Origin of the sequence: Helicobacter sp. 12S02634-8 (assembly GCF_002272865.1) — a bacterium.
GTDB lineage: Bacteria > Campylobacterota > Campylobacteria > Campylobacterales > Helicobacteraceae > Helicobacter_J.
The window spans coordinates 1-14,170 of the sequence record NZ_MLAP01000008.1; the positions used below are offsets into that span (position 1 = coordinate 1).

Here is a 14,170-nt window from a genome sequence, read left to right on the forward strand (position 1 = left end):
GAGATACAGAGATCATTGTCTTTACAATTGAACATATCTTGAGCCACCAAAGTCAAGTGGTGATTGATACGGTCAATAGAAAAATCAAGCAGATCATTTATGAAGTGAGATGCGAACTTATAGGAGAGTTTGCTACTAAGTCCGACCTAGAAGCAGCTGTCGCTAAACTCGAGCAAAAACTTATGGGAGAAATCTCTAAGATAAGACTTGAGATAGCAGAGTTGCGAACAGAGATAGCAGAAACAAAATCTGAACTCAAGCAAGATGTTGCAGAGTTGAGGGTAGAACTCAAGCAAGATGTTGCAGAAGTAAGAACTGAAATTGCAGAGTTGCGAACTGAACTCAAACATCTTTCCAAAACCGTAGATGAGAGATTTGCTATTTCCAACAAAAACCTAGATGATAAAATTGGTGCTTTCAAGTTTTCTATTATCAAATGGATGGTAGGAAGCGTTGCAACAGGTATTATCATCTCTACTGCTATTATAAAACTACTCTAATCTCCCCCTACCTTTTGTCATTGTTAAACCTTGATAAATAAAGGGATTGTTGTGTCCGTTTAAGTTGCTTTATGCTTATGAGGGATTTTCTGTCCCCAATACCAAAACCTATAAAGGATAAATTATGCTACAATATACAAATCCACAAGGAGAAGTGATGCGATTGAATTATGAACTCAGTAAAAAAGTCTATGAAGCTATTCATAATAACTTCCCAGATAATCAGGCTGAAACGCTCACACTTGCCCTCAAACAAATCCTAGCAGAACAAACCCAAAGCGTGCGAGATGCTGTCAATGAAAAGATTGATGATATTATCTATCGTATCAAGATTGAGCTGTCTAAGGAATTTGCTACCAAATCAGACCTAAAAACAATTAGTGCTAAGTTAGAAAAAAAGATTAGTGAAGTTGCATCTAAGGTAGAACGAACTAAATCTAAAATCCAAGAGCAATTTGCCAAAAATGAAACTCAAATAGAAAAAAAATTTGGGCAAATAGAAACAAGGCTCACTAGATGTGAAGATAAAATAGATACCCTCAATGAGAAAATTGATAATGTTGAACAATCTCTCAACAAAAAGATTGACAATGTTGAAAAGTCCCTCAATGAGAAGATTGACAATGTTGAACAATCTCTTATTGAGAAGATTGATACCTTGGGGAAACAAACCCAAAAACATTTTGACCTTCTCTCTCAAAAAATGGATGAGAGATTTGCTATCTTTTCCAAAACCGTAGATGAGAGATTTGCTATCTCCAACAAAAACCTAGATGATAAAATTGGTGCCCTTTCCAAAAGTGCAGATGAGAGATTTGCTATCTCCAACAAAAACCTAGATGATAAAATTGGTGCCCTTTCCAAAAGTGCAGATGAGAGATTTGCTATCTCCAACAAAAACCTAGATGATAAAATTGGTGCTTTCAAGTTTTCTATTATCAAATGGATGGTAGGAAGCGTTGCAACAGGTATTATCATCTCTACTGCTATTATAAAACTACTCTAATTCCTTTTACAAGGAGGAATAAATGAGTTTCGGTCAGCTTCTTATGCTAATACTTGCAATTGTTGTTTTGCTTTGTGCTCTCTTTGTCAAAACAAATAAAGATGACACAACAGGCAATACTCACTGCAAAGACTAAAGCCTTACCTTTTAACCCCAGAGGATTTTCCTCAAACACCCCTTTAAACACAGCCTAGAGTTGCTTTATGCCCACATGGGATATTTCTGTCCCAATGGTTGGCGTGAAGTAAAAAATCAAATAAAACACTGCAACAACATCTCCATAGGTGGGTTAATTTTCTCCCTATGGGGTAATTAACCTTGGATTTTAACTACAACTTTAAGGAAAAACAATGAGAAATAAACTAACGAAACAAGAAGTATATTCAACCCTTATCAAATGTCTAAAAAAAGCCAATTATCAATGGTGGAATGAAGAATTATTAGTGCCTGATTATACAAATGAAGTTTTGTCTTTTCTGAGTGCAGATACTATTTATGCCCACAAAAGAATTTCGAGAAGTCAAAAAACAATCGACAAACTAGTCAAGACCATTTTTCAAGATAAAAATTTATTGGCTTATGAGATTGTTTTCATTAACGGAGAAGTATATTGGAGAAATCCCCAAGATTTTGTGTTGCCATACAAAACAATGGGGACATAAAACAAGGGATGAAACCTATATACAGCTAAAGTTGAACTTTTAGTTCTTGCCTACTAGGGCAGCAAATCCTGCCTGCCTAAAGGTAAGAATTACTGCCCTCACTTATGAGGTAAATATACATGAAAAACCGAACAACTGTCATATCTATTCTTGCATTGGCAATTCCTTTGATAGCTTTTAGTTTATCAGCAGGAAAAACCAAGCAAGTGCAATTATGCCAAAAACCCTCTCAAGATTCAAGAGCTTCTCTTTATTCTTCAGCATTTGCCAAAGAGTTCAGTGGATGCAAAATTGAATTAGCGAGGAGATGATATGATGGAAACTTTGGCACCCAATAAGATTTTTGCTTCTATCTTGCTCTCTATGGGTAAAGATCCAAATAGAATGCGAAAACAAGAAGGAGTTTATAAATACGGAAATAAGGTAATTTTCTATCCCAAAGCCAATATTCTCACCACAAAAGAGCATATCTCTAAATATATGGGTTGGGGATATGAAAGGCTCACGGAAGAAAAGGACTTTTTAATCACAATCTTGCCCAATAAAATTCAATTGAAGCAAGTCAAAACAATTACATACTAGAAAGGAAACATAATGGAAAAGACAACACAATCAGAAGGCTTTTTTGTCCTTTTGCAAGCACCTACCGAAGATATGGGAAGAAAATATGGATCAATTATTGAAAATTGTAGCATAAATCTCTACCAATCACTACGAAGATGCTTAAACCATGGAATACACGAAATGGAAAGAGATTTATGGCGAGCTGAATGGTTAGCTGACCATAATAAAGAAGAAAATCACTCTTCAATGCTTTTAAAAGCCACTCATATGCAAGATGATCAAGAATTGGCAAATTATCTTAGATCCTTGAGTGAAAATGAATTAATCAATCTATGGTTTGAACTACAAGATTGGTGTAATAACCTAGGCTTGGAATACGATTATGCAATTTTTGATTGTGTAAATGAGGTATGGCTTACACCCCACACCTTTGACAAAGGATACTTTTCATAAAATCCCTTCTAGGGATTTCCTCTACTTTGAGGTTCATTAAGGGCTCATTGGAGCTTTTAATCAATTTCAAAAAGGTTGGTATCTGTTATAGAGAGCTAGATAGTCAAAGCGTTTAGGAACAAGAAGTCCCTAAACTTATTGAGATAGGTTTGACTATCTTTATCAGTAGCATTTCTACCACCTCATTTCGAGGTCATAAATTTGCCACCGAGAGATTGTGGCTCTCTGTGGCACAATCTCAAGCATAATTATAACCAATCCAAGTCTGAAACCATTATTCTCAATCAATATAAAACGCGCACAATCGTTTAGGTTTTGTGATCGACAATAGCCCCTTTTTGGGATTAGAGTTTTTAGCTTTTTAGGAAAGGGAAAATGCTGATTGCCATAGATGGTTATCAAATGCGAATAATTCAATACGCACAAATCACCTGCTATATGTTATTTGAATACAATTTATCGAACCCCCTACACTCCACCATTACTATTTTCTTTTGCATACAATATTCCAAACATTGATACATTATTTTCCTCTAAAACCACCTATTTTACGAGTTTTTTTGTAGATTTTTTTGATAGATTTTCTGCAAGCCCCTGATTTGCGAAACTTCCCCATATTCAAAAAAGTGGTTATCAACTGGTTAGTTTTTGACAATGAGTTTTTGTGTCTATTGTTTGATAACCACCCTTTAGGTCAAATCCCCAACTCAAGGCTTGTTTATGCTCCCTTTGGATTTTGTTTGTAGCTTGAGAAAAAAGGCTATGCTATAATATAGCAAATCAAGGGCATTAACCCTTTTGGGAAAATATAAGAAATGCAAATGTAAAAGTCGAGATTTTTTCTAGCTATCATAAAAGAATAGATTTAGCTACCAACCATTAAGCCAACAAATCTATTCCACTCAAAAACCCATACCGACCACCCTTGATTTCAAAGCCATATCTAATCCCACCAATCCTTGCAAACAAATCAATAAGTCATTTGCAATCCATATTCTGCTTTCTTTGTATTTTAACAGATACCATCAATCAATTCTATAGCGCCATACAAACTCGCACCAAACCACGCCCTCAAGTGCTTAAAAATGTGTAAAAACTTCACAAAAGCAAAATCCACGCCCTGCTTAAAGGAATTTAAAACCTCTGTATGCTAAGATTGGACTAGGAAGTAGGTAGCAAGCCATTTTTAGAGCCACCTTACTATATTTCCTTGATCCAAAACTTGACATTTTAGGAAGGAACTCCCTATGAAAAAAGCATATTTCAAACTCGCCTTACTTGCTTTAGTCGGCACTTCTTCGCTCGATGCGCTCAGCTCAAGTCTGCCATTTGACTACACTATCAGCGGCAAAGCAGAGTCTTTCTCAAAATTTGGATTCAATCATACGCCCATAAACTCAACCAAAGGTAAATACCCCACAGAAAGCTTCGTGACTGCTGTAGGGGCTTTGCAGATTGACTTAGACTTGCTCTCAAAGCTATCAACTGAGCACAAATTGACGGCAGGGCTTGGAGGAATGATCGGTGGTCTTGCTTATGATTCGACTAGAAATCTCATCGACCAAGCCACAGGCAAGCCCTATGGCTCGACAATTTATAACTACATTGGCTATTGGGCGACTTATAACGGAACAGCCGATTGGAGCTCTAGCAACGCAGGTATGGCTAATCACGCTCGAAATTATGTCATCTATAATGCGTTTTTGAACTATGATTATGCGGGTATTTTTGGTATCAAAGGGGGGCGCTATGAATCGAGTGCAGAATTTTCAAGTGGCTTTACAGAGGGCTTTGAAACTTATGTAAAGTTTTCAGAATTCAAGCTTTGGTGGTTTAGCTCCTATGGACGGGGCTTTGCTTATGATGAGTGGCTCTATGATTTTTATGCCCCCAAGACCTACACCACCCCAAGTGGCAAGACAATCAATCTAGGTATCCACGCCTTCAAGGCGACTTGGCAGCACGGGGGCTTTAGACTCTCGCCTTTTATTTACTTTTCACCCAAGACCTACACAGCCCCAAGTATCGAGATCGGCTATGATACCAATCCAGACTTCAACGGGACTGGATTCCGTTCTCAAACCACCGTATATGGGCTATTTCCGTTTTTTGACCCTCGGTTATGGGAAGTGAGCCGCTATGGCAACCCCACAGGCAGAAATGGACAGACTTTACTCATCAAACAACGATTTGATATCAATAACTACAATCTCGGTGGGGGGATTTATAAAAACTTTGGCAATGCCAATGCGCAAGTGGGGACTTATGGAAACCCCATCGGCATAGACTTCTGGACAGCGAGCGTCTATGATATTGGCTCTTCACTCAGTGATATTATGGGCGAAGATGCCTTCACAGCTTTCCTCTATGGTGGGGGTGTGCACGGCAAATTTGTATGGGGCTTGCTCGGTAGAGTCACCACAAGCAAGCGCAGTGATGAACAAAGTCTAGCAGTCAATGTCGCCTATGACTTCACGCGAAATTTTTCAGCAGGGCTTAAGCTTGAATACTACAATGACATCACGCACGCTGGCTATAAAGTCGGCAGCAATAGCCGTGTCCCAGGTCAGCCTCAAGACACCTCTGATAGAAGCCATATGATGACATTTTTAAGGACAAAATTCTAATTATCTTTAAATATTCAAATCTCAAAGATTCAAAGGGCAATCAAGGGACAATCAGAGAGCAAGGCTAAATCCCTAGCTAGCCAATCTCTCTCAAATCCCTTGCCCTTTTATTTCTTTATCTTTTCCCCCCATTTTTTTATTTTTTTCCTCTTTTTTTATCTCCCCTCCCCTTCATCTTCTCCCCCCCCCCCATTTTTTTGCCCTTTATCTCCCTATTATTTTTGCCTTTTTATATTTTGTGTGGGCTTTGTGTGAGCATTTGTTACAATTATGAATTAATTGTCAAGACTTGGTATGTATATTATCAACATTTATTATTTTCCTATAGAATAAAATCCTACAAAAAGCAAAGATCCAAGGAGTGAATTATGTTTCCAAATAAAGCAAGGGTGCTAGCAATATCAATGCTGGTTTTGACCAATATGTATGGCTTTGACTATAAAGTCAGTGGGAGTGCAATCAATTTTTCAAAATTTGGCTTCAACAATAGCAAAATCGATGCAAAAAAAGGGCAATATCCCACAGAAAGCTTTGTCAATATGACAGGAACTATGCAGATAGATGCACAGCTCTTTAATGGCTTGAGTGCTGGGCTTGGCGGGGCTGTAGGCGGGCAGGCATATGATTCAACTAAATTTGCTAAAGATGTCAATGGCAACCTCGCTACACCCTATGGACTCGGCTATGAATATATGGGCGAGTGGAACGGCTGGTTTCCCAACTACTACACAAACGCCACAAGCCGCAACGCAAAAAATTACATCATCTATAATGCTTATTTGGACTATAAATACGGCGATATGTTCCATATCATTGTCGGTCGATACAAATCTGATATGGATTGGTTCTATCAATACACAGAAGGAGCAAAAGCCACACTCAAGCTAGCAGACTTCACTTTTTATGCCTTCACCTCTTGGGGGAGAGGGATTGCTGATGGGCAATGGCTGTATAATTTCTATCGAGAAAAATACTATGGTGTCCACGCCCTAGGTGTCACTTATAATCACAAAGGTATCACAGCTGAGCCCTTTGTATGGTTTTCTCCTGAAACTTTTACAGCCCCTGGCGTGAAGCTTATCTATGATACCAATCCAAATTTTGGAGGCGATGGCTTCCGATCTAAGACAACCTTTATCGGTATGTATGTCTATCAAGCCCAAAACTCCAAATATGGCAGATACGCCCCTGCAAGATACAATACTTGGGATCCTTATTTAGATGGGGGCAAGTGGAAGGGCTTGCAAGGGCCTGGTGGGGGCACTATCCTCCTCAAACAAGAATTTGACCTCAACAACTACAATTTTGGTGGAGGGATCTATCTCAACATCGGCAATCCCAACCAAAATATCGGAACTTATGGCAATCCCATCGGAGTTGAGCAATGGACAGACACGATTTATAACATCGGTTATGCAGGTATCAACAACATCACAGCAGCCGATGCCTTTACAGCGTTTTTAAAAGGTGGCGCGAGTTATGGGCAGTTTAGCTGGGATATAGTCGGTCGTGTCACAACCGCACCACGTGCTAATGAACAAAGCTTAGCGCTCTATCTTGATTATCAATTCACACACCATATCCAAGCAGGTATCAAGCTTGAATATTTCAACTCTGCTACCAACGCAGGCTACAACCCAGGTGCGGGCTATTTGGATAGCAATGGAAGTGTGATCGATCCTGCTACAGGAGTTGCTGATGCCAATGCAGGGAGCTATGGGATCGCACATACCATTATCCAAGACAGAAGCCATATCATGACACATATTAGCTATAGCTTCTAGTCTTTCATCTCTGCAATCATTTCCTAAAATTTTTTGTAACATACCCCCAATATGTTACAAAAATAAATACTTCTCTTCTTTGGGTCATTTCCTATTTTTATATTTAAACTTATTTTAATCTGTCCTAACATTAAATAAAGTTGTCCATAAAAATATTTTAGGAGCAACTATGAAAACTCTAGGCAAAACCCTGCTAGCAGTAGGTATATTCACTTCTTTGGGCAATGGCTTTGAGTATAAAGTCAATGGACAAGTGCAAAACTATTCAAAATTTGGCTTCAATAACGACAAAATCAATCAAGCAAAAGGCAAATACCCCACAGATTCATTTTCTACAATGATCGCTTCTTTGGGGGTAAATATGGATATCGGTGCAGGATTTCAAGCAGGGCTTGGAGGGACGATAGGAGGAATTGTCTATGATGGGACAAAATACCAAAAAACCATTGATAACACCACGCTCAACCCCGATGGCTTGGTGTGGAATTATTTTGGCTTTTGGGCAGGGAACGACTACAGATTCAGTGCTTCTGCAAACAACACAAAAAATTACTTCATACAAAATGCCTTCATCACCTACACTTATGATAAATATATCCAGATCAAAGGGGGGCGTTTCCAAATGCCCGGGGATTGGTTCAGCGGCTATATACAAGGCTTGTATTTGCAGTCTTGGGCGATCCCGCATACTAGACTTTGGAGTTTTGCTACCAACCATAGAGCTTCGTGGGGCGGGAAATGGTTCAAAGACTATAAATACATCAATCCCAATGTCGCAAAAGACAATGGCAAGGGCTTTTATGTCTTTGGAGTGGGTGCAGAGTTCAAATATAAAAATTTCAGCGCACAGCCTTATTTTTACGCACAAGATTCAAGGTTTTATGCCCCAGGGATCCATTTGACCTATGATACCAACCCCGATTTCAAATCTGAGGGCTTCCGATCTAAAACTGAAATTATCTTTTTACATATGACCCATGTAGGCCCTGCTCTCCAAAAATCAACTGCTTATAACAACTACGATGCGCTGCTATATCCTGGGCAGCAGTTTGTTGGCAGAGGCGGGGAGAGCCTTTTACTCAAGCAGACCTTTGAGATTGATCGTTATTATTTTGGTGGGGCGTTTTATAAAAACTTTGGCAATCCCAATGAGTTTTTAGCCCCCTATGGAGATCCTACGGGCTTTGATAACTACGATAATAGCGTGTATGATAGTGCAGCGTGGAACAATGTATTCCGCAGAGATGCTATCAATGGATTTTTATTCGCGGGGGCTCAATACGCCCAACTCAAAATCACCTTGCTAGGTCGCTACACAGATACGCCCCGTGCTAGAGAAGAGGCATTTTCTATCGGACTTGATTATAAATTCGCACACAACATCTTAGCAGGCCTTAAAGCAGAATATTACAATAACACCACCTTTAAAGGCTTTACACTAGGCTATAGCGGCAACAAACCCAAACCACTCACTCAAAATGTAACACAAGATAGGAGCTATATCTCTACATTTATCCAGCATAATTTTTGAATACTTATGAAAATATAAGTTGGATAATAGTAGAATCCATAGAAACAATAAGGTTAAAAAAGAGTGATTTTCCTAAAAAGAGCAATAATTTTTATTTTTTTGTATGGCGTATTTTGTGAGGGGGCTTCTAGGTTGAGGGATGATTTTTCGGGGAATATTTCTAGCTATTCTAAATTCGGCTTCAACCACGCCCCCATCGATGTATCAAAAGGTCAATACCCCACCGATAGCTTCTCAGACCTCTATGCCACACTCAACCTCGATCACACATTTTCAAACCATTTCAATGCAGGCATTGGCTTTGCTTTTGGCGGGATTGTCTATGATTCGACCAAATATGACAGAGATACCACAGGCAAGCTAGTCAATCCCAATGGTATGGCTTATAAATATCTGGGCTATTATGCAGGCTTTTGGAGTCAAAACAAAGCCAGCGCCCTCAATACCAAAAACTACTACCTCTCCAATCTCTACATTGGGTATAACAATAGCTTTTTTAGCTTCAAAATTGGTCGATTTTTGTTCAAAAATACCGATTGGCTCACGGGCAATCAAGAGGGAGCTGAGATCCATTTCAAGACCGAACACACGGACACTTGGGGGGTGATGACACACAAAAAGTCTTCTTTGGGGGGGAAATGGCTCAAGGATTTCAAATATATCAATGCATCTAAAGTCCCCACATTTGCTGCAGGTATCAAACTCAAATACCCACACACGACCTTTATCCCCTATATCCAATCCCAGCCCAATCTTTATTTGATGGCGGGGTTTCGTCTGGAATATATCAATAACTTTATGCTTTGGGCAACGCCAATAACCTCTGAAACGACACTCTCAAGCTTCTATATCCACCACACTCCCAAAGCCCAAAAACGACTCTCTGTCTATGACAATGGCAACACGCCTGTATTTGGGAGTATCACCTTGCCAAGCTTGGAGGGCTATAAGGGGCGATTGGTGGGGGCTGGTGGGGAGAGCTTTTTACTCAAGCAGATTTTTAGAATCTCTAGCAGTGCCCTCAAACATCACTTCGGCTTCCAAATCTATGAAAACTTTGGCAATGCCAATGAATTTGTCGGAGGATATGGCAACCCTTTAGGTATCGACCTCAATGATAGCACTATCTATGATCGCGGGACAGCCAATAACGCAATCTTTGCAGCCAATGCGTTCAATAACATTGTGTTTTATGGATTCAAATACCAAAAATTCAATATGAATATTGTCAATCGCTACACAGCTAGCAAAAGAAGCGATGAAGAAAGTTTGTCTTTGAATATGGATTATTTTTTTGCTGATAAGTTGAGTTTGGGGGTCAATTTTACTTATTTTGATGACACCACCAAAAAGGGCTATCAAGTCTATCACACATACCTAACCCACGACATCAAAGAAGATCGCAGCTATATCTCTACTTATATCAAGCATATGTTTTAAACCAAAACCTTTGCCCTCCCCTGCTCCAACATATCAGCAAAGGCTATTTGTAAGATTTGAAATCAGATTCAAGCCTCTTGTGTCTGTGCGTGTGGTGTTTCAAGGATTTTACGGACTTGAAGTCTTTTAATCCTAGCGCCGTCCATACTCAAAACCTCAAATTCACAATACTTATCACGCACGCGATCCCCCACCACAGGCAGCCTGCCCAACAGCCCAAACACATAGCCGCCGATAGTCACCTGCTCACACCCATCATCAAAACTAATATCCATCGCTTCTTCAACACTCTCTAAATCCATCATTCCCTCAAACTCATAAGTGTCTTCATCAATGCGATGCATATCTTCTGTCTTTAAATCGTGCTCATCAGAAATATCCCCCATAATCTCCTCGATGATATCTTCCATTGTCAAAAGCCCTGCTGTCCCGCCATATTCATCAATCACCAATGCTGTATGGATTTGTTCTTTATTCATTTTAATCAGTATTTGTGAAATCGACGCACTCTCAGGCACGATAATCATCTCCCGCACCAAGGCCTTGAGCTCGTGCTTATTGGAGTCAAAAACTGAGCTTGTGAGCAAATCTCGAATATGGATCATTCCAATAATATTATCCTTGCTCCCCTCACAATAGGGGTATCTTGTATGGCGACTTTCCATCACGATTTGGATATTTTCTTCATAGCTTTTTTCTGCATTGAGACAAATCATATCTTTTCTAGGAGTCATGATTTCTTTAGCGATCGTATCAGAGAAATCCACGGCATTTTTGATGATTTCTCCCTCGATGGAGTCGATAAATCCACCCTTTAAGCTCTCGCCTACAATGATTTTTAGCTCTTCTTCTGAGTGGGCTGCTTCACTTTCTTTGGCGGGCTCTATGCCGATTTTCTTGAGAAAAAAAGCAGCCAAAATATCAAAAAGCCTAATCACTGGATAAAAAACAATCCAAAAAGAATACAGCGGCCTAGCGACAAAAAGTGCAGATTTTTCAGACTTAGCAATCGCAATCGATTTGGGCACAATCTCCCCTAAGACCACATGCAAAAGCGTGATAAAAGTAAAAGCAATCACAAAACTAACGGTATGGAGCAAGATAGGATTGGACTCAAAAAGCCCTTTAAGAGGGACACTGATGAGTGCAGCTACAGCAGGCTCTCCTATCCAACCAAGTGCAAGAGAAGAAAGTGTGATCCCTAGTTGTGTAGCACTCAAATAAGTATCAAGCTGATGGGAGATTTTCAAGGCTAGCTTTGCGTTGGCACCATTGCCTTTGGCGAGCTCTTCAAGGCGAGATTTCCTCACCTTAACGATAGCAAACTCAGAAAGAACAAAAAAGGCATTTAAAAAAACTAAAAAAATCGCAAAAACAAACATTAAAACCGAATGATACGGGTCCAATCATTACTCCTTAAATTGAAACATTGCTCAAAGCAAAGCACTTGCTTATCTGATTATTCTAGCATAAATATTCTAAGGATTGCTAAAGTCCCAAGCCCACTGCAGTCACAATAAAATATGTTATCGCCCCCAAGATGGCTGAAACAGGCACGGTGATAATCCAAGAAGCAATAATTTTATGGATAATACTGCGCTTGACTAATTCGTTTTTATAGACTTTTTTGAGCGATTTTTTTTCTTTTTTATTCAAATGGGGCAGGGAAGATTTTTTATGCATTTTTTTGAGTCCCTCAAGCATTGCACCTTTGCGCTTCACGCTCGCTTGATTGAATTTTTCTAAAAATTCCAGAGCGACTTTTGCGTCCTTGCCACTATGGGCTGAGAGAATTGTTTGCTGCATTTCGTGGTATCGCTTTTTGAGATATTCCCGCAAAAATCCTACCCCAAAGACCCCACCAATAGCAATATGTGTTGAGCTCACTGGCAAGCCCAGTCCTGAAGCGATCAATACCGTGAGTGCTGCAGACATCGCAATACAAAAAGCTCGCATTTTATCCAACTCTGTGATCTCACTCCCCACGGTCTTAATCAGTCTAGGGCCATAGAGCGCAAGCCCTAATGAAATCCCAAGCCCTCCAACAACCATAATCCACAAAGGCACACTCGCCTTCTCTCCCACGCTCACAAGACTCCCTAAAGCCTGATTGATAGCAGCTAATGGACCGATTGCATTGGCCACATCATTTGCCCCGTGCGCAAAGCTCAATAACGCAGCTGCAAACACCAAAGGGATCGTAAAAAGGGCATTGATATCTTCTTTTGTATTTTGGAGTGTATCGGCCTTTGCGCTTACAAGCGGCTTGATGATAAAATATATCCCCAAAGCAACCAAAAAACTCACCACAATAGCAGTAAAAAGTCCCATAGAATAGACTTTACTCAAGCCTTTTAAAATCAAATACAGACCAAATGCCCAAGCCATAACAAAAATCAGTATCGGCACGACTTTTTTAGCCGCTAATCTTTTGTTTTGCTTATAGGTGATGGTCTTTTTTATCAACATCAAAAAAGCCATCGCAATCACCCCACCCATCAATGGCGAGATGATCCAACTCGCTACAATCCCCCCAAGCACTGCCCATTTTGCCACGCCCAAGCCCCCAGCAGCAATCCCTGCACCCAATATCCCCCCTACAATGGAGTGTGTCGTGGATACTGGTGCTTTTAAAATCGTTGCCAAATGCACCCAAACAGCTCCTGATACCAAGGCTGCAAGCATTACAGCAACAAAGACTTTAGGTGTAGCAATACTCATGGGATCGATAATGCCTGATTTGATTGTATCCACAACATCGCCCCCAGCGATGATAGCACCCCCTGCTTCACAAACTGCTGCGATGATGATAGCCCCTGTGAGCGTGATAGCTTTAGAACCAACTGCAGGACCTACATTATTAGCGACATCATTAGCACCGATACTCATCGCCATATAGCCCCCGATAATCGTAGTCAATACCAACAACAACGGGTGAGAGAGATTGCCAAAATTTAGAGCAATCAAAGAAATAAATACCGCAAAAACCATAATGATGGCAATTTTAGAGCTATCTTTTTGAAACCTTTTATCTATTTTTTGAAAATGATCCACATCTTTGATTTCCACGCCCATCTCCAGCAATGCTTTTGGCGTTATCATATCAAAAGTTATCCCAAAGAAAACTTTTTTAAGCCATTTTTATCAGACCTCCCCTCTTTTTTAAGACCCCCTAAGTCCTAGCAGAGATAGAAAAGGGCTTAGGTTTTATACACAACAAACTTTCTATTTACAAAAACTTCAAAACTTATGCTATAAAATATGCGTTCAAGCTAATGAATCAATTTTGAACCAAATAGTTATTCAATAAAAGGAAGTGATATGTTCCCATTTAGCGATGAAGAGCTCAAAAAACCTGTAGAAAATTCTATCCAAAAAATCCGTCCCACCCTCACTCTTGATGGTGGTGATATTACAATACTCAGTATCAAGGGCAATAAGGTCTATGTCCGTCTTGAAGGGGCGTGCAAGGGCTGTTCTAGCAGCTCTAATACCCTCAAATATGGCGTTGAAAGGCAGTTAAAAGAAGATATCCACCCAGATATCGAAGTCATCAATATCCCCCACGGGCAAGAAAAAAACTATCAGATTTCTTAAGGGATC

Annotated in this window: 12 protein-coding genes and 1 pseudogene; 11 read left to right on the top strand and 2 right to left on the bottom strand. The window is 39.9% G+C overall.

From position 1 onward, the window contains the following. From BKH46_RS05970 to BKH46_RS06015, 10 genes and pseudogenes are all read left to right on the top strand, one after another. Positions 1-500, top strand: a pseudogene (locus BKH46_RS05970) (coiled-coil domain-containing protein); the annotation flags it as partial. 124 nt (positions 501-624) lie between these two features. Next, complete coding sequence (locus BKH46_RS09400) at positions 625-1,506, top strand: hypothetical protein (protein ID WP_143428919.1); 882 nt, start codon at positions 625-627, stop codon at positions 1,504-1,506. 350 nt (positions 1,507-1,856) lie between these two features. Beyond that, entirely contained in the window at positions 1,857-2,168 is a 312-nt protein-coding gene (locus BKH46_RS05980; RefSeq protein WP_095225931.1) for a hypothetical protein, read from the top strand. 119 nt (positions 2,169-2,287) lie between these two features. Continuing rightward, positions 2,288-2,479: a hypothetical protein gene (locus tag BKH46_RS05985; protein ID WP_095225932.1), complete on the top strand. Its 192-nt coding sequence runs from the start codon at positions 2,288-2,290 to the stop codon at positions 2,477-2,479. 1 nt (position 2,480) lies between these two features. Beyond that, positions 2,481-2,750, top strand: a complete 270-nt coding sequence (locus BKH46_RS05990; RefSeq protein ID WP_095225933.1) for a hypothetical protein — start codon at positions 2,481-2,483, stop codon at positions 2,748-2,750. Between the two features lie 12 nt (positions 2,751-2,762). Next, positions 2,763-3,185: a hypothetical protein gene (locus BKH46_RS05995; protein WP_095225934.1), complete on the top strand. Its 423-nt coding sequence runs from the start codon at positions 2,763-2,765 to the stop codon at positions 3,183-3,185. A 1,247-nt stretch (positions 3,186-4,432) separates the two neighbouring features. After that, positions 4,433-5,812: an outer membrane family protein gene (locus tag BKH46_RS06000; protein WP_095225935.1), complete on the top strand. Its 1,380-nt coding sequence runs from the start codon at positions 4,433-4,435 to the stop codon at positions 5,810-5,812. Between the two features lie 368 nt (positions 5,813-6,180). Further along, positions 6,181-7,596 (top strand): outer membrane family protein, encoded by a 1,416-nt coding sequence (locus BKH46_RS06005; RefSeq protein ID WP_095225936.1) that lies wholly within the window; start codon positions 6,181-6,183, stop codon positions 7,594-7,596. A 169-nt stretch (positions 7,597-7,765) separates the two neighbouring features. Further along, on the top strand, positions 7,766-9,127 hold the full coding sequence (locus BKH46_RS06010) for an outer membrane family protein (RefSeq protein ID WP_095225937.1): 1,362 nt from the start codon (positions 7,766-7,768) through the stop codon (positions 9,125-9,127). A 132-nt stretch (positions 9,128-9,259) separates the two neighbouring features. Then, positions 9,260-10,567, top strand: a complete 1,308-nt coding sequence (locus BKH46_RS06015; protein WP_172402581.1) for an outer membrane family protein — start codon at positions 9,260-9,262, stop codon at positions 10,565-10,567. Positions 10,568-10,635: 68 nt separating this feature from the next. Here BKH46_RS06015 and BKH46_RS06020 read toward each other — a convergent pair whose 3' ends face one another. Then, positions 10,636-11,949 carry a hemolysin family protein gene (locus tag BKH46_RS06020; RefSeq protein WP_172402584.1) on the bottom strand — a complete coding sequence of 438 codons (1,314 nt, stop codon included), beginning with the start codon at positions 11,947-11,949 and terminating at the stop codon, positions 10,636-10,638. A gap of 106 nt (positions 11,950-12,055) precedes the next feature. Further along, positions 12,056-13,642, bottom strand: a complete 1,587-nt coding sequence (locus BKH46_RS06025) for an inorganic phosphate transporter (protein ID WP_095225940.1) — start codon at positions 13,640-13,642, stop codon at positions 12,056-12,058. A gap of 246 nt (positions 13,643-13,888) precedes the next feature. Between BKH46_RS06025 and BKH46_RS06030 the strand changes: the two genes are divergently transcribed. Beyond that, complete coding sequence (locus BKH46_RS06030) at positions 13,889-14,164, top strand: NifU family protein (protein ID WP_095225941.1); 276 nt, start codon at positions 13,889-13,891, stop codon at positions 14,162-14,164. The last annotated feature ends 6 nt before the right edge of the window (positions 14,165-14,170 follow it).